At 73.0% G+C, this 16,429-nt stretch carries 11 protein-coding genes and 1 tRNA gene; 4 read left to right on the forward strand and 8 right to left on the reverse strand.

Going from position 1 to position 16,429, the window contains the following annotated elements; translation table 11 throughout:
• From ACFQQL_RS14475 to ACFQQL_RS14490, 4 genes are all read right to left on the reverse strand, one after another.
• A complete protein-coding gene (locus tag ACFQQL_RS14475) occupies nucleotides 1–1,293 on the reverse strand; it encodes a homoserine dehydrogenase (RefSeq protein ID WP_382396143.1) in 1,293 nt (430 codons plus the stop codon).
• A gap of 190 nt (nucleotides 1,294–1,483) precedes the next feature.
• Nucleotides 1,484–2,863, reverse strand: coding sequence for a diaminopimelate decarboxylase (lysA, locus tag ACFQQL_RS14480; RefSeq protein WP_382395622.1), 1,380 nt, complete (start codon nucleotides 2,861–2,863; stop codon nucleotides 1,484–1,486).
• Nucleotides 2,860–4,503, reverse strand: a complete 1,644-nt coding sequence (locus ACFQQL_RS14485) for an arginine--tRNA ligase (RefSeq protein ID WP_382395624.1) — start codon at nucleotides 4,501–4,503, stop codon at nucleotides 2,860–2,862. Before ACFQQL_RS14485 ends, lysA begins: the two co-directional genes overlap by 4 nt.
• 86 nt (nucleotides 4,504–4,589) lie before the next feature.
• The gene (locus tag ACFQQL_RS14490) at nucleotides 4,590–5,633 is read right to left on the reverse strand and encodes a hypothetical protein (RefSeq protein WP_382395626.1); all 1,044 of its coding nucleotides are present in this window, start codon (nucleotides 5,631–5,633) and stop codon (nucleotides 4,590–4,592) included.
• Nucleotides 5,634–5,821: 188 nt separating this feature from the next.
• On the opposite strand from ACFQQL_RS14490, the gene ACFQQL_RS14495 reads away from it, so the two are divergent.
• Nucleotides 5,822–5,897, forward strand: a tRNA-Arg gene (locus tag ACFQQL_RS14495).
• A gap of 73 nt (nucleotides 5,898–5,970) precedes the next feature.
• Here ACFQQL_RS14495 and ACFQQL_RS14500 read toward each other — a convergent pair.
• The 4 genes from ACFQQL_RS14500 to ACFQQL_RS14515 form a co-directional block, all read right to left on the reverse strand.
• Nucleotides 5,971–6,741: a glycerophosphodiester phosphodiesterase gene (locus ACFQQL_RS14500; RefSeq protein ID WP_382395628.1), complete on the reverse strand. Its 771-nt coding sequence runs from the start codon at nucleotides 6,739–6,741 to the stop codon at nucleotides 5,971–5,973.
• A gap of 25 nt (nucleotides 6,742–6,766) precedes the next feature.
• Complete coding sequence (locus ACFQQL_RS14505) at nucleotides 6,767–7,837, reverse strand: M23 family metallopeptidase (protein WP_382395630.1); 1,071 nt, start codon at nucleotides 7,835–7,837, stop codon at nucleotides 6,767–6,769.
• Nucleotides 7,838–8,100: 263 nt separating this feature from the next.
• Nucleotides 8,101–9,150, reverse strand: coding sequence for a hemolysin family protein (locus ACFQQL_RS14510; RefSeq protein WP_382395632.1), 1,050 nt, complete (start codon nucleotides 9,148–9,150; stop codon nucleotides 8,101–8,103).
• Entirely contained in the window at nucleotides 9,147–10,466 is a 1,320-nt protein-coding gene (locus tag ACFQQL_RS14515) for a hemolysin family protein (protein WP_382395634.1), read from the reverse strand. Before ACFQQL_RS14515 ends, ACFQQL_RS14510 begins: the two co-directional genes overlap by 4 nt.
• 277 nt (nucleotides 10,467–10,743) lie before the next feature.
• Here ACFQQL_RS14515 and ACFQQL_RS14520 point away from each other — a divergent pair, with 277 nt between their 5' ends.
• The 3 genes from ACFQQL_RS14520 (at nucleotide 10,744) to moaA (ending at nucleotide 16,422) form a co-directional block, all read left to right on the forward strand.
• Complete coding sequence (locus ACFQQL_RS14520) at nucleotides 10,744–14,547, forward strand: multifunctional oxoglutarate decarboxylase/oxoglutarate dehydrogenase thiamine pyrophosphate-binding subunit/dihydrolipoyllysine-residue succinyltransferase subunit (RefSeq protein ID WP_417398504.1); 3,804 nt, start codon at nucleotides 10,744–10,746, stop codon at nucleotides 14,545–14,547.
• A gap of 117 nt (nucleotides 14,548–14,664) precedes the next feature.
• A complete protein-coding gene (locus ACFQQL_RS14525) occupies nucleotides 14,665–15,249 on the forward strand; it encodes a GDSL-type esterase/lipase family protein (RefSeq protein WP_382396145.1) in 585 nt (194 codons plus the stop codon).
• Nucleotides 15,250–15,315: 66 nt separating this feature from the next.
• A complete protein-coding gene (gene moaA, locus ACFQQL_RS14530; RefSeq protein ID WP_382395636.1) occupies nucleotides 15,316–16,422 on the forward strand; it encodes a GTP 3',8-cyclase MoaA in 1,107 nt (368 codons plus the stop codon).
• The last annotated feature ends 7 nt before the right edge of the window (nucleotides 16,423–16,429 follow it).

Raw genomic sequence — 16,429 nt, forward strand, 5'->3', positions numbered from 1 at the left:
TCACTCGCTCCCCTCGACCTGCGTCACCGAGATGATCTCCTGGACGCGTGACTCCGCCACGAGCCGCTCGACCGTCCGCGTCAGGGACGCCTCGGTGGCGGCGTGGCTGGTGATGGTGACGCGGGCCTGCCCGTCGTCGGACCGCTGCTGGTGGACGCTCTCGATGGAGACGCCCTCCTCGCCGTAGATCCCGGCGACCGCGGCCAGGCTGCCCGGACGGTCGGCGAGGCGGAGCTGGACCTGGGTGCGCGCCGGCGTCGCGTCCGGGCCCAGCAGCGGGAGCTGGGCGTAGGCGGACTCGCGGGGCGCGTGGCCGCCGCGCATCGCGTGCCCCGCCGCCGCGACGACGTCGCTGAGCACCGCCGAGGCGGTGGGCGTGCCGCCCGCGCCCTGCCCGTAGAACATGAGGCGGCCGGCCGCCTCTGCCTCCACGACGACGCCGTTGAACGCTCCTCGCACGGCGGCGAGCGGGTGCGTCTCGGGCACCAGGGCCGGGTGCACGCGGACCGCGACGCCGGCGTCGGTGCGCCGGGCGACGGCGAGCAGCTTCATGACGTGCCCGCCCGCCTGCGCGGCGGCGATGTCCTCGGCCGTGATGTGCCGGATGCCGGTGACCGGGACGTCACCGATCCCCACGCGCGTGTGGAAGGCGAGCGAGGCGAGGATGGCGGCCTTGGCCGCGGCGTCGTGACCGTCGACGTCTGCGCTCGGGTCGGCCTCGGCGTAGCCGAGCTCCTGCGCCTGCGCGAGCGCGTCCGCGAAGTCCAGACCCCGCGTCGACATCTCGTCGAGGATGTAGTTCGTGGTGCCGTTGACGATGCCGACGACCGCGAGCACGTTGTCTCCGGCGAGCGACTCACGCAGGCCGTACACGACCGGGATCGCGCCCGCGACGGCGGCCTCGTAGTAGAGGTCGGCGTCTCCCTGCTCGACGGCGGCGTGCAGCTCGGGCCCGTGCCGGGCGAGCAGCGCCTTGTTGCCGGTGACGACGCTGCGTCCCGAGCGCAGCGCACGCAGGACGAGGCTGCGTGCGGGCTCGATGCCGCCGACGAGCTCGATGATGACGTCCGCCCGGTCCACCAGACCCTCGGCGTCGTCGGTGAGGAGGTCGCGCGGCACCCACGGCGCGCGGGGCGCAGAGACGTCGCGGACGGCGATGCCGACCAGCTCGAGGCGGGCGCCGGAGCGGGCGGCCCAGTCCTCGCCGTGCTCCTGCAGCAGACGCACGACCTGGCTGCCCACCGTGCCGCACCCGAGCAGCGCGATCCGCACGACGCCGTCCGTGGCACTGATGGTCACGCGGTGTCCTCTCGGTCGTCGCGGTCGCCTCCGGCCCGCCGACCCGACGGCGCGGGCTGGCCGCAGGAACGGGGCGGGCGCCCCAAGGATAGGCACCTCGCGGTGGCGTGGGCGCCCGGCGTCCACGGCGCGGGCAGCCCGAGGCACGTCCTCCACCGGACGGTGTGCCGGTGACCGACCGCCGTCAGGTCCCGACGTCGAGGCCCAGCACGTCCTCGAGGGTCTCCCGCCGCACGAGGACGCGCGTCCGCCCGTCGGCCGCCGCCAGCACGGGCGGACGCGGCACGAGGTTGTACGTGCTCGCCATCGACCGCCCGTAGGCACCCGTGGCGGGGACGGCGAGCAGGTCGCCGGCGCGGACGTCGGCGGGCAGGGCGACGTCGTGCACGACGATGTCACCGGACTCGCAGTGCTTGCCGACCACCCGGGCGTCGACGGTCCCGGCGTCCGAGGACCGGTTGGCCAGCGCCGCGGTGTAGGCCGCGCCGTAGAGCGCGGGACGGATGTTGTCGCTCATCCCGCCGTCGACGCTCACGTACGTGCGCACGCCACCGCCGTCGAGTGCGACGTCCTTGACCGTGCCGACCGTGTACAGCGTCAGGCCCGCCGGGCCGACCACGGAACGGCCGGGCTCGATGCTGACGCGCGGCGGCGGGCTGCCCAGCTCCTGGCAGGTCTCCCGCACGACGGCGGCCAGCCGGCCGGCGATCTCGTCCGGGGCGGGCGGCACGTCGTCGGCGTCGGTGTAGCGGATGCCGTAGCCGCCACCGAGGTCGACCTCCGGCATGAGGTGCCCGGTGGCCTGCGCGACCTCGGCCCGCAGACGCAGGACGGCGCGAGCGGCCACGGCGAAGCCGTCCAGGTCGAGGATCTGGCTGCCGATGTGCGAGTGCAGTCCGATCAGGTCGAGCGCGTCCGTGGCGAGGATCTCCTCGACGGCCTTCCGGGCGGCGCCGGAGGCGAGCGAGAGGCCGAACTTCTGGTCCTCGTGCGCGGTGGCGATGAACTGATGGCCCCCCGCGTGCACGCCCGTGGTCACGCGCACCATGACGGGGGCGCGGACGCCGGCCCGGGCGGCGATGCCCGCCACGCGCGGGATCTCGGCGAGCGAGTCGACGACGATCCGGCCGACGCCGTGCTCGAGCGCCGTCGAGATCTCCGCGTCGGACTTGTTGTTGCCGTGCAGGCCGATCGCCTCACCCGGGAGGCCGGCACGCAGGGCGACGGCGAGCTCGCCCGCCGTCGAGGCGTCGACCCGCAGCCCCTCCTCATGGACCCAGCGGGCGACTGCGACCGAGAGGAACGCCTTGCCGGCGTAGTAGACGTCCGCGCCGGCCAGGCCGGCGTCCGCGGAGAAGGCGTCGGTGAACGCCTCGGTGAAGCCGCGGGCGCGCCGGCGCAGGTCCGCCTCGTCGAGGACGTAGGCGGGGGTGCCGTGCTCGGCCGCCACCTCTCGCAGGTCCGCTCCGGCGACGGCGAGCGCTCCGCCGGCGCTGCGTGCCACGCCGGTGGACCAGACGCCGGTGGTGGCGCCGTCGGGCTCGGGTGCGGGCGTCGAGCTCACATGCGCTCCGGGGCCGTGACACCGAGCAGGCCCAGCCCGTTGGCCAGCACCTGCGTGGTGGCGTCGTTGAGCATGAGCCGGGCGCGGTGCACCGGCTCGATCGGGTCCTCCCCGCGGGGGGTGACGCGGCACTGCTGGTACCAGGTGTGGTACGCCGCGGCCAGGGACTCGAGGTAGCGGGCGACGCGGTGCGGCTCCCGCTCCCGCGCCGCGTGCGCGACCACGCCCGGGAACTGCCCGAGGGCGGCCAGCAGGACGCTCTCGGTCTCGTGGTCGAGGGTCGCCGGGTCGAAGTCCCCGCGCGTGACGCCGTGCTGGGCGGCGTTGCGCGCGACGTTGCAGGTCCGGGCGTGCGCGTACTGCACGTAGTAGACGGGGTTGTCGAGGTTCTGCTCGCGCAGCTTCTCCCCCTCCAGCGACAGCGGCGAGTCCGCCGGGTAGCGCGCGAGCGTGTAGCGGATCGCGTCGGTTCCGAGCCATTCGATGAGCTCGTCCAGGAAGATGGCATTGCCGCGCCGCTTGCCCATCCGCTCGCCGGCGATGTTGACGAGCTGGCCGATGAGCACCTCGATGTTGGCGTCCGGGTCGTCCCCGGCACACGCGGCCAGCGCCTTGAGCCGGGCGACGTAGCCGTGGTGGTCGGCACCCAGGAGATAGATCTTCTCGGTGAAGCCGCGATCCTTCTTGGACAGGTAGTAGGCGGCGTCGGCGGCCAGATACGTGGGCTCGCCGTTGGCGCGTACGAGCACACGGTCCTTGTCGTCGCCGAAGTCGGTCGTGCGCAGCCAGACGGCCCCGTCGTCGTGGAAGACGTGGCCCTGCTCCTCGAGGCGCGCGACCGCCTTGGCCACCGCCCCGTCGTCGTGCAGTGACTTCTCGGAGAACCACACGTCGAAGTGGACCCCGAAGCTCTCGAGGGTGCGTCGGATGGCGTCCATCTGCGCGTCCGTGCCCGCCTGCCGCACGTACGCCAGGGCCTCGTCCTCGGGCAGCTCGAGCAGGTCGGACCGCGAGGCGAGGACGTCCGCGGCGCGCTCGGCGACGTACTCACCCGGGTAGCCGTCCTCGGGCACGGGCTCACCCTTGGCACGCGCGAGGATCGACGCCGCGAACCGCTCCGTCTGGCTGCCCGCGTCGTTGATGTAGTACTCGGTGGTGACGTCGGCGCCCGACGCCCGCAGCAGGCGTGCGAGCGCGTCGCCGAGCGCGGCCCAGCGGGTGTGCCCGATGTGCAGCGGGCCGGTCGGGTTCCCCGAGATGAACTCGAGGTTGATGGTGTGCCCGTCCTCGGAGGTGTTGCGGCCGTACTCGACCCCGGCCTCGACGATGGTGCGGGCCAGCTCGCCGGCCGCGGACGCCGCGACGCGGAGGTTGAGGAACCCGGGACCGGCCACCTCGGCGGTGACGCCGTCGGCGTCGTTGAGGCGGGCGGCGAGGGTCTCGGCGAGGGCGCGAGGGTTCGTGCCGGCCTTCTTCGCGAGCTGCATCGCCACGTTGGTGGCCCAGTCCCCGTGCTCGCGCTGCCTGGGTCGCTCGACCTTGGGCAGCGGCACCTCGTCGGCGGCCAGGTCGACCTCACCGGCGTCGACGGCGTCGAGCAGGACGGAGCGGATCAGGGTGGAGAGCTCGGCAGGGGTCACCGGACCAGCGTATTCGCACCGGACGCCCGCTCCGGTCGCCCACGGACGTGACGAGGGCCGCACCGGCACGGCGCGGCACCACGGCGTCAGATCGACATGGCCTCCCAGACCTGCTCCACCTGCTCCCGGGGACCGGTGAGGGTGAGCACGATCCCCGTGTCGGTGCGCCAGACGATCGTCTGCGTGCCGTCGCCGTCGTCGAAGGCCCAGAAGTACCCGCTGCCGTCGGGGTACACGGGGCCGTCGCTCGTCGGCTCCGAGCCGGACTCCTCCCGCTCGGTGGCGACCTGCTCGGCGTAGGCCTCGTGGTCGGCGAGGGTGTCGAAGGCGACGGCCGTGATGGGCATCTCGGTGCTGCCGTCGGTGTAGACGCCCTCGATCGCCTGCCGGGCACCGGCGTCAGCGCCGGCGTCGGTCTCCGACCACCCGTCGTCGGTCAGCGCGAAGTCCGTGCCCTGGACGGACCCGTCGACGATGTTGCGCAGGTCGTCCGTGACGACGTCGCCGCCGTCGGTGGGCTCGTCGGTGGGCTCGTCCGTGGGTTCGTCCGTCGGTGCATCGGTGGTCTCACCGGTCGGTGCGTCGGTGGGCTCGCCGGTCTCGTCCGTCGGCTCCTCGGTGGGCGTCTCCGTCGTCGGGGCGGGCGTCGGGTCGGGCTCCTCGCCCTCGAGCCCGAAGAGCAGGTAGGCGCCGATGGCGACGAGCACCAGCACGACGATGCCCACGATCGTCGGCATCACCCACGCGTTCTGCCGCGGCGGCTCGGCGTCGGCCGGGCCGGCCGGCTGCTCGGCGTCCGCCGGAGGCACCGGCGGCTGCTCCCCGTAGGGTGGCTCACCGCCGTACGGGGTCTGCCCGCCGTACGGTGCTCGTCCTCCCGCCGGCGCCTGCTCGGCGTCCGCTCCCTGCGAGCCCGCCGGCGGCGGCGCCGCGGGGTACGGCTGCTCGGCCTCGTCGGCCCGGTGCGCGCCGCGGGGCTCGTGACCGCCTTCGGACTCGTGACCACCTTCGGACTCGTGACCACCTTCGGACTCGTGACGGCCACCGGACCGGTGGCCGCCCTCGGGCTCGTTCTCGCCCTCGGGCCGCTGCCCGCCGGTCCCGGGCGGAACCTCTGGCGGATTCGACATCTCCTGCTCCTCCCTGCCGCCCCGGGCGGGGTCGCTGGGGCGCCGTCTCGCGCGACGCAGCCAGGCTAGAGGGGCGCCGGAGTCCTGTCGCCCTCGACGGCCGAGCTCCTGTCGTCCCGTACGGCCGGGACGGTGTGAACCAGGCGCCCCACGGCTGGTAACATCTCATGGCGCTGCCAGCCGGCCAAGCCCCTTTAGCTCAGTGGATAGAGCGTCTGCCTCCGGAGCAGAAGGTCGTGGGTTCGAATCCCGCAGGGGGCACCATCTCCTTCATCGTCGCCGGTCCGGTTCTGCGGACTGCCGCATGCCCGGGTCCGGTGTGATGAGCCGCCCCGCGTCAGTGCCAAGGACCGCGCGAGTCGAGCACCGTCTTCAGCACACTCGGCCGGTCGGTGACCAGGCCGTCGACGCCGAGGTCGAGCAGGCGCCGCATCTCGGCGGGCTCGTCGATCGTCCACACGTGCACGGCGAGCCCCAGGCGGTGCGCGGTCTCGACGAACGGACCGGTCACCACGGGTAGCCCGAGGTACGTCGGCGGGACCTGGACGCACGCCGCGTGCAGCGACTCCGCCGCGACTGTTCGTGCGGCCCGGGCGGGCAGGCGCGAGGCGGCGAGCAACCGCGCGACCCCGCGGCGGCCGAGTCCGGTGGCGACCTGCGGTCCGAGCGCGGTGCGCAGCACATGGACCCGGGCGTCGTCGAACGACGTGACGCACACCCGGTCCAGCGCTCGGGTGGCGTGCAGGGCCGCGACCACCGGCGCGATCGAGGCCTCGTCCTTCGCGTCGATGTTCACCCGCAGGTCCGGGTAGTCGCCGAGCAGCTCCTCCAGCCGCAGCGGCGGCGACCCCGAGGCGTCTCGCAGCCGGGACAGCTCCTCCCAGGAGAGGTGCTCGACGGCACCGCTCGTCCCGGTGACCCGTTCGACGGTCGGGTCGTGGAACAGCACCGCGACGCCGTCGCGCGTGGTACGCACGTCCGTCTCGAAGTACCGCAGCCCGAGCGCGAGGGTGTGCTCGACGGCGGCGCGCGAGTTCTCCGGCGCCTCGAGGGATCCGCCGCGGTGGGCGATGGCGACGGGGCCCTCACCCGCCAGGTACGTGCTCACCAGCGTCCGGCCCGGGGCAGCCGGCTCAGCACAGCTCGGTGATGTCCACGGCACCGTGCTGCTCGAGCCACGCCAGCGGCTCCGTGGTGGTGCCCTGGTCGTCGGTGTGGACCTCGAAGTGGAGGTGCGGGCCGGTGGAGTTGCCGTTGTTCCCGACCTCGGCGATCAGCTCGCCGGCGGAGACCTCCTGGCCCTCGTGCACGAAGATCCCGAAGTCGTACATGTGCACGTACCAGGTGTAGACGGTCTCGCCGTCGAGCTCGTGGCGCAGCACCACGAGCATGCTCGAGCGTCCGTCCTTGCCGTAGCCGACGTAGTCGACGACGGCGTCGGCGACCGCGTAGATCGGGGTGCCCATCGGGGCGGCGAAGTCGGTCCCGGTGTGGAAGCCGTACCCGCCGAACGGATGGTGGCGGTAGCCGTAGCCGGAGGTGTTGCGATAGGCACCCGTGGCGACCGGCCGGATGAGATCCGGGGGCTCCTCGGTGACGGCCGCGCGGGTCCCGCTCGCCCCGTCCACCGCGTCACAGGTGCGCTCCTGGCGGTCGGCCGCCCGGGACGTCTGCAGCACGGTCGCGCGGGTCGAGGCCGCCGGGTCGGCGAGCAGGCTCGTCGGGGCCGCAGCCGCGGCAGCCTCCTGGGTGGAGCTGTCGAGCACCTCGAGGACGCTGGTGTCCACCGGTCGCACGGCCGGCTCGGCGTTGGCCTCCTCCCGGTCGGGGGCGGCGAAGCCGGTCAGCGGCGCGACGATGGTGAGCGAGCCGAGCGCCCCGAGGAGGGCGGCGCGCGGCGCCCAGGCACGAGCGCGGGAACGTCGCGGCGCGGGTGCGTGCCGCTCGCGCAGCGAGCGGCGGCTCGGGACCGCCTCCCGGGCGGGCAGCACCTCGGTGGAGGTCTCGTCGGCGATCCGCGGCGCCCGGGCCGCGCCGCTTCGCCGAGGCACGTCGAGGCGGGCGACATGCTGGGAGCGGCGGTGATGCTCCGGCGCGCCACCGGCCGCCGGTGCGTGGTCGCGGGAGGCGCTCGCCGTCGTCGCGGAGTCCTCGGCACCCTGACGCCGGCGCTCCGCCTCACGCAGCTGCCGCCGCGTCGGCACCGTGGCCTGCGTCCCCGCCTCGCGAGCCCGTTCCGCCTCTCGGATCTGCCGCCTGGTTCTCGGCGCCTCAGGCACAGCACGATCCGTCATTGGCGGAGAACCTCCGGAGGGTGGGTGCAGCACGTCCCCCTATCGTGCCGCGGGCCTGATCCCGAACATGTGTCACGGAACCATAACGACGATCCCGTGGCCTCGTCCAATATCGCCCTGGCCGGGCTGTGGACGACCCGGTCATCGATATCACCTGTGGACGGCCGGGCGTGTCAGGCACGCCGCGCCCGCTGCATCGAGTCGCGGACCTCGCCGACGAGCTCCTCGAGGATGTCCTCGAGGAAGACCACACCGATCGCGGTCCGCTCCCCCGGCGGCACGACCAGGGCCAGGTGCGCCCCCGTGCTCTGCATGACCGCCAGCACGTCCTCCACCTCGTCCTCGGGCGCCACCGACGCCAGCGCACGCATCCGCCACGCCGGGACGGGACGCTCCCGCTCCTCCGGCGTCGCGAAGAGCACGTCCTTCAGGTGCAGGTAGCCGGACAGCGTGCCGTCCGCGGCGTGCAGCGGCAGCCGCGAGTACCCGGTGCGCGCGACCTCGCGCTCGACGTCGGCCGGCGTGCAGCCCACCGGGAGGGTCACCAGCCGCTCCGGCGGGACCATGACCTCCTGCGCCGTCTCCTCCGAGAACTCGATCGCACCTGTGAGCAGGCCCAGGTCGTCCCGCAGCACGCCCTCGGCGCGTGAGCGCTCGACGATGGAGGCGACCTCCTGCGCGGTGAACGCCGACGTGACCTCGTCCTTCGGCTCGACCCGCATGAGCCGGAGGATCCCGTTCGCGATCCAGTTGAGGACGCCGATGAGCGGCAGCAGCACCTTGGAGAGGGCGACGAGCGGGGGCGCGAACCAGCGCGCCGCGCGTTCCGGCGCCGTCACCGCGAGGTTCTTGGGGACCATCTCCCCGAGCACCACGTGGAGGTAGACGACGATGCCCGTCGCGACGAGGAACCCGACGACGTGGCTCGCCTGGGCGGGCAGGCCGAGAGCGATCAGCGGGTCTTCGACGGCGTGCGCGATCGCCGGCTCGGCGACGATGCCCAGGCCGGTGGAGCAGATCGTGATCCCGAGCTGGGCGCAGGCCAGCATGAGGGAGACGTTCTCCATGGCGTACAGCACCGTCTTCGCCGAGCGGGAGCCGGCGTCGGCGAGCGGCTCGACGCGCGACCGTCGCGCGGACATGACCGCGAACTCCGCGCCGACGAAGAAGGCGTTCAGGGCCAGCAGGACGACCGCGATCATCAGCGCGGTGCCGGTGCTCACGAGGTCCCCTCCTCGTGCGGCGCCTGCCAGACGCGCAACCGGTCGACCCGGCGGCCGTCCATCTGCTCGACGTGCAGCACGACCTCGGCGACGCGCACCTCGTCACCGACCTGGGGGATCCGGCCCACCCGATCCATGACGAGACCGCCGAGGGTCTCGTACGGGCCGTCGTCGGGGACCACGAGGTTCGCCCGGTCCGCGAGCTCGTCCGGTCGCATGACGCCGGGGACCACCCAGGACCCGCCGGGGCCGGCGTGGGCGCCGGACCGGCGCCGGTCGTGCTCGTCGGCGACGTCGCCGACGAGCTCCTCGACGACGTCCTCCAGCGTCACCACCCCGGAGGTGCCGCCGTACTCGTCCACGACCACGGCCATCTGGAGCCCCTCGTCGCGCAGCTGGACCAGCAGCGGGGCGAGGGCGACGGTCTCGGGCACGCGCGGGGCCTCGACCATCAGCGAGGAGGACGCGACCGACACCTCGGCGCGACGCTCGTAGGGCACCGCGATCGCCCGGCGCAGGTGCACCAGGCCGACGATGTCGTCGCTGTCGTCACCGATCACCGGGAACCGGGAGTGCCCAGAGGCGCGCGCCAGCTCCACGACGTCGGCCGCCGTCTGGTCGCGCGTGAGGGCGTGCAGCCGGCCCCGGTCGGTCATCACGTCGACGGCGGTCAGCGCACCGAGCCCGATGGACCGGGTCAGCAGCGTCGCGGTCGAGACGTCCAGCGTCCCCTGCTCGGCGGAGCGCCGCACCAGCGCGGCGAGCTCGGAGGCGGACCGGCCGCCGGAGAGCTCCTCGGCGGCCTCGACCCCGAACCGGCCGAGGATCCAGTTCGCCGACTCGTTCAGCGCGGTGATGATCGGACGCAGCACGGTGGTGAAGCCGACCTGCAACGGGGTGACGTAGCCCGCGGTCGCGAACGGCTCGGCGAGCGCGAGGTTCTTGGGGACGAGCTCGCCGAAGAGCATGGAGAAGCCGTTGACGAGGATCAGCGAGATGACCACGGCGGCGCCGGTCGCGGCGGCCTCGGCCAGCCCGACCGAGCCGAGCGGACCGGCGAGCAGTTCCGCGATCGCGGCCTGGGCCGTGTAGCCGAGCAGGATGGTCGTGGCGGTGATGCCGACCTGGGCGCCGGACAGCTGGAGGGAGAGGCTGCGCAGCGCCTGCCGGACGCCGGCGGCACGCTTGTCACCGGCCGCGACGCGCCGGTCGACCGTGCCCGGGTCGAGCGCGACGAGGGAGAACTCGGCCGCGACGAACACCGCGGTGCCGGCGGTGAGCAGGACGCCGAGCAGGATGAGGAGCCATTCGGTCACGGCTGGTCCAGCGTGGCCGGGAGGGCTTCGGACTCGTCAGGGTCGGTATGTCGACCGCGGCGGGAGCGTCGCATGATGGGCAGATCCTAGCCGCGGCCCGGACCCCTGCCTAGCGGGTCGGTGACGCCGTCTTGACCCGTCGTTGGTCCCCTCCGCCGAGGAGGCCGCCACCGGTGTAATCCAGACCTCACTTTCGGCCTGCCGCTCAGCACCTGCGCGGTCCAGCACATAGGGTTGAAGGGATCTCCGTCACACCCCGGAAGAGGGCGATCTTCGAGTGTCCACGCAGGAACACCACGACCCCATGGCCGCCTTCGGCGCCAACGAATGGCTCATCGAGGAGCTCTACGAGAAGTACAAGCAGGACAAGAACTCCGTGGATCCCGCCTGGTGGGACTTCTTCGCCGAGTACGAGCGCAACGGCCGGGGCCGTCGCGACGGTTCCGCGCAGTCGACCGCGAACGGCGCCCAGGCGCCGCAGACCGAGGCGAGCGCCGCGGACGACGGCGCACCGGTCGAGCGGCCGGACGCAGCGGTCACCCGTGAGCCGGCCGACCGGGTCACGCGCGTCGACCCGCGCTCCGAGCAGCCCGCCACCGAGTCCCTCCGGGGCGACCTGCCGCCGGCTCCCCCGGTCGCAGCCCAGCCCGCCTCGCAGTCCTACGACGAGCCGGCGGCCAAGCTTGCCGGCGGCGAGACGAGCGAGGAGGAGGAGACCGCCAAGCTGCGCGGCGCCGCGGCGCGCACGGTCACGAACATGGAGACCTCGCTGGAGATCCCGGTCGCCACGAGCGTCCGGGCCGTGCCGGCGAAGGTGATGGTCGACAACCGCATCGTCATCAACAACCACCTCAGCAGGGCGCGGGGCGGGAAGATCTCCTTCACCCACCTCATCGGCTTCGCCATGGTCGAGGCGCTGGCCGACATGCCCGACATGAACTACGCGTACACCACGACCGAGGACGGCAAGCCCGCCGTCTTCAAGCCGGCGCACGTGAACTTCGGCCTCGCCATCGACCTGCCGAAGCCGGACGGGACCCGCACGCTCGTGGTGCCGTCGGTCAAGCAGGCCGACACCATGGACTTCGCCCAGTTCTGGGGTGCGTACGAGGACCTCGTGCGCAAGGCCCGGAACAACAAGCTGACCCTCGAGGACTACGCCGGCACGTCCATCACGCTGACGAACCCCGGCGGCATCGGCACCGTCCACTCGATCCCCCGCCTGATGAAGGGCCAGGGCACGATCATCGGCGTCGGCGCCATGGACTACCCGGCCGAGTTCGCCGGCTCCTCCGAGGAGACCCTCGCCAAGATGGGGGTCTCGAAGGTCCTGACGCTGACCTCGACCTACGACCACCGCATCATCCAGGGTGCGGCGTCGGGCGAGTTCCTCAAGATCATCCACAACAAGCTGCTCGGCGAGGACGGCTTCTACGACCGCGTCTTCGCCGCGCTGCGCGTGCCGTACGAGCCGGTGCGCTGGCTGCGGGACGTCGAGTACGACCCGGCCATCGAGATGGGCAAGCCGGCACGGATCGCCGAGCTCATCCATGCGTACCGCTCCCGCGGGCACCTCATGGCCGACACCGACCCGCTCGCCTACCGGCAGCGTCGGCACCCCGACCTCGACGTCGCGAGCTACGGCCTGACCCTGTGGGACCTGGACCGGACCTTCCCGACCGGTGGGTTCGGCGGCGCCCCGCGCCTGAAGCTGCGCGACATCCTCGGGCAGCTGCGCGACGCCTACTGCCGCACGGTGGGCGTGGAGTACATGCACATCTCCGACCGCGAGCAGCGCGAGTGGTTCCAGGAGCAGCTCGAGCAGCCGTACGCCAAGCCGACCACCGAGCAGCAGCGCCGCATCCTCAGCCGGCTCAACGCGGCGGAGGCGTTCGAGACCTTCCTGCAGACGAAGTACGTGGGGCAGAAGCGGTTCTCCCTCGAGGGTGGCGAGTCCCTGATCCCGCTGCTGGACACCCTGCTGACCGGTGCCGCGCAGGAGGGCCTGGACGAGGTCGGCCTCGCCATGGCGCACCGCGGGCGGCTCAACGTGCTCGCCAACATCGCGGGCAAGTCCTACCGCCAGATCTTCTCCGAGTTCGAGGGCAACCAGGACCCCCGCACGGTGCAGGGTTCCGGAGACGTGAAGTACCACCTGGGCACCGGCGGCGAGTACACCGCCCCGGACGGGTCGACGACGGCCGTGTACCTGGCGGCGAACCCCTCGCACCTGGAGGCCGTCGACGGCGTCCTCGAGGGTGTGGTGCGCGCCAAGCAGGACCGCATCGACCTGGGCGAGCAGGGCTTCTCGGTCCTGCCGGTGCTCATCCACGGTGACGCCGCGTTCGCCGGGCAAGGCGTCGTCGTCGAGACGCTCAACCTCTCCCAGCTGCGCGGCTACCGGACCGGCGGCACGGTGCACATCATCGTGAACAACCAGATCGGCTTCACCACCGGGCCCTCCAGCGCGCGCTCCTCGTACTACGCGACCGACGTCGCGAAGGGCCTGCAGATCCCCGTGCTGCACGTCAACGGGGACGACCCGGAGGCCGTGGCCCGGGTGGCGGAGCTGGCGTTCGACTACCGCCAGCGCTTCCACAAGGACGTCATCGTCGACATGGTCTGCTACCGCCGGCGCGGCCACAACGAGGGCGACGACCCGTCGATGACGCAGCCGGTGATGTACTCCCTCATCGAGAACAAGCGGTCGGTGCGCAAGCTGTACACCGAGTCGCTCATCGGCCGCGGCGACCTGACCGAGGAGCAGGCGGAGCAGGCGCTCAAGGAGTTCCAGCGCGAGCTCGAGCGAGCCTTCACCGAGACCCGCGAGGGCGGCTGGCGCCCGGACCGTGACCAGGTCGCGGGCCTGGAGCTGCCGGAGTCGCAGCAGGAGGACGCCGGCACGGTCGTGGGCTGGCAGACCGCCGTCAGCGCCGAGGTGCTCGAGCGGGTCGGGCAGGCGCACGTGCGACCGCCCGAGGGCTTCGCCGTCCACCAGAAGCTGCAGCAGCTGATGCAGAAGCGCGAGGCGATGTCCCGCGACGGCGGTATCGACTGGGGCTTCGCCGAGATCCTCGCCTTCGGCTCGCTGCTCATGGAGGGCACACCGGTACGCCTCGCGGGGCAGGACTCGCGCCGCGGCACGTTCGTCCAGCGGCACTCCGTGCTGCACGACCACCGCACCGGCGCCGAGTGGACCCCGCTGCTGTACCTGACGCCGGACCAGGCGAAGTTCTGGGTGTACGACTCCTCGCTGAGCGAGTTCGCCGCCATGGCGTTCGAGTACGGCTACTCCGTGGAGCGTCCGGATGCGCTGGTGCTCTGGGAGGCGCAGTTCGGCGACTTCGCCAACGGTGCGCAGACCGTCATCGACGAGTTCATCTCCTCCTCTGAGCAGAAGTGGGGCCAGACCTCCTCGCTCGTGCTGCTGCTGCCGCACGGCTACGAGGGCCAGGGACCGGACCACTCCTCCGCACGGATCGAGCGGTTCCTGCAGATGTGCGCCGAGGACAACATGGTCGTCGCACAGCCCTCCACCCCGGCGAACCACTTCCACATGCTGCGCCGTCAGGCGTACGCCCGGCCGCGCCGGCCGCTGGTCGTGTTCTCCCCGAAGCAGCTGCTGCGCCTCAAGGCGGCGGCGTCGGACGTCGAGGAGTTCACCTCCGGCACGTTCCGTCCGGTGATCGGCGAGGTCGAGGGGACCGTCCGCGAGGCGGCCGACCAGGTGGACCGCGTGCTGCTGTGCTCGGGCCGGGTCTACTACGACCTCGCCGCGCAGCGGGCGAAGTCCGGCGACAGCCGCACCGCGATCGTCCGCATCGAGCAGCTGTACCCGGTGCCGACCGAGGAGGCGAAGGCCGAGCTCGACCTGTTCGCCGGCGCCGAGCTGGTCTGGGTGCAGGACGAGCCGGAGAACCAGGGCCCGTGGACCTTCGTCTCCGACCACCTCGCCCCCGCGCTGGGCGGCCGCCAGATGCGCGTCGTGTCCCGGCCGGCCGCAGCATCGCCGTCGACCGGCTCCGCGAAGCGGCACAAGGAGGAGAACGCCGACCTGATGGCTCGCGCGTTCGCGCGATGACCCCCTGACCCCACCGACGCCCCGGCCTCGGCGCGCGTCCCGGGCGCCCGGCACGGAGCAGGCAGGATGGACGCGGTCAGCGAAGCATCGCGCGAAGGAGTGATCGTGGACGAGGGCATGCGGGTCTGCGTCGTCGGGGACGAGCTCGTCGCCGGACTGGGCGACGCCCGAGGGCTCGGCTGGGTCGGCCGGGTCGTCGCACGCACGACGACGGAGGAGCCCCTCTTCGTCGCGCCGCTCGCCGTGCCGGGCGAGTCGACGTCGGCGCTGTCCGGTCGGTGGGAGGCGGAGACCCAGCGCCGGTTCGGGGCGCACAGCGACAACCGCCTCGTCGTCGGCCTGGGACCTCAGGACCTGTTCGACGGGACGTCCCTGGCCCGGTCCAGGCTCAACCTCGCGAACGTCCTCGACGTGGCCGCCGCCTCACGGGTGAGCTGCTTCGTCGTCGGCCCGCCGCCCCGGCCGGACGTCGACGACGACGCCCTCGCCCAGCTCTCGCAGGCGTTCTCCGACGTGTGCCGCCGCCGGCACGTGCCGTACGTCGAGACCCACGAGCCGCTGCGCACCCACGACCAGTGGCACGCGGACGTCGCCGCCGGTGACGGCATCCATCCCGGGCAGGCCGGCTACGGCCTGCTCGCGTGGCTCGTGCTGCACAACGGCTGGCACAGCTGGCTCGGCCTGCCCTCCGAGGCCGGCTGAGCCCTCGGCCGGCCCACCGGTTCGCTTCGCCCCGCACGTGCGGGCCTGCGTGGATACAGTGGACGGGTGCCGACCGTCGACCTCGGGCTTCCCCGGCCGCGCCCCGCGGCACGGGACGCCACCGCGAGCGCCCCGCGCGCCCCACGCCCTGTGACGACGGAGCTGCTCGACTCCTACGGGCGCGTCGCACGAGACCTCCGCGTGTCCCTGACCGACCGGTGCAACCTGCGCTGCGAGTACTGCATGCCGGCCGAGGGGTTCGACTGGCTGCCCACCCCGCAGGTCCTCTCCGACGCCGAGGTCATCCGCCTCATCACCGTGTCCGTCGAGCAGCTGGGGATCCGCGAGGTGCGGTTCACCGGCGGCGAGCCGCTCCTCCGCAAGGGCCTGGAGCGGATCATCGCCGCGACGACGGCGTTGCGCACCGATCAGGGCGAGACGCCCGAGGTGTCGCTGACCACCAACGCCCTCGGCCTCGAGCACCGCGCGAAGGGGCTGGCCGAGGCGGGGCTGCGCCGCATCAACGTCTCGCTCGACTCGCTCGACCGGGCCACCTTCGCCGAGCTGACGCGACGCGACCGCCTGCCCGACGTGCTCGCCGGCGTGCAGGCCGCGGCCGCGGCCGGCCTGAAGCCGGTGAAGATCAACGCCGTGCTCATGCGCGGCCTCAACGACGACGAGGCGCCCGAGCTGCTGGCGTGGGCGCTGCGGCACGGCTTCGAGCTGCGGTTCATCGAGCAGATGCCGCTCGGACCTCCCGAGGCCTGGGAGCGCGGGGCGATGGTCACGGCGGCCGAGATCCTCGCCGCGCTGCGCACGCGGTTCACCGTCACCCCGCACGACCCGGCCGAGCGCGGCGCGGCACCGGCCGAACGGTTCACCGTCGCCCCGTCCGGCGACCTGCCCGGCGGGACGGTCGGCATCATCGCGTCCGTGTCCGAGCCGTTCTGCGCGGCGTGCGACCGGACGCGACTGACCGCGGACGGCCAGGTCCGGGCGTGCCTCTTCGCCCGGGAGGAGACGGATCTGCGTGGACTGCTGCGCGGCGGTGCGTCCGACGAGGAGGTCGCGGAGCGGTGGCGGGAGGCGATGTGGGGGAAGAAGGCCGGGCACGGGATCGACGACGCCGGCTTCCTGCAGCCGGCCCGACCGATGAGCGCGATCGGTGGCTGACGAGCGC

This window comes from Georgenia alba (genome assembly GCF_042665525.1).
Lineage (GTDB): Bacteria > Actinomycetota > Actinomycetes > Actinomycetales > Actinomycetaceae > Allobogoriella > Allobogoriella alba.

Excerpts from the sequence above, each read along its gene's own strand:
- ACFQQL_RS14490 (WP_382395626.1), bottom strand. The coding sequence starts at position 5,633 with ATGTCGAATCCGCCAGAGGTTCCGCCCGGGACCGGCGGGCAGCGGCCC.
- ACFQQL_RS14525 (WP_382396145.1), top strand. The coding sequence starts at position 14,665 with ATGCGGGTCTGCGTCGTCGGGGACGAGCTCGTCGCCGGACTGGGCGAC.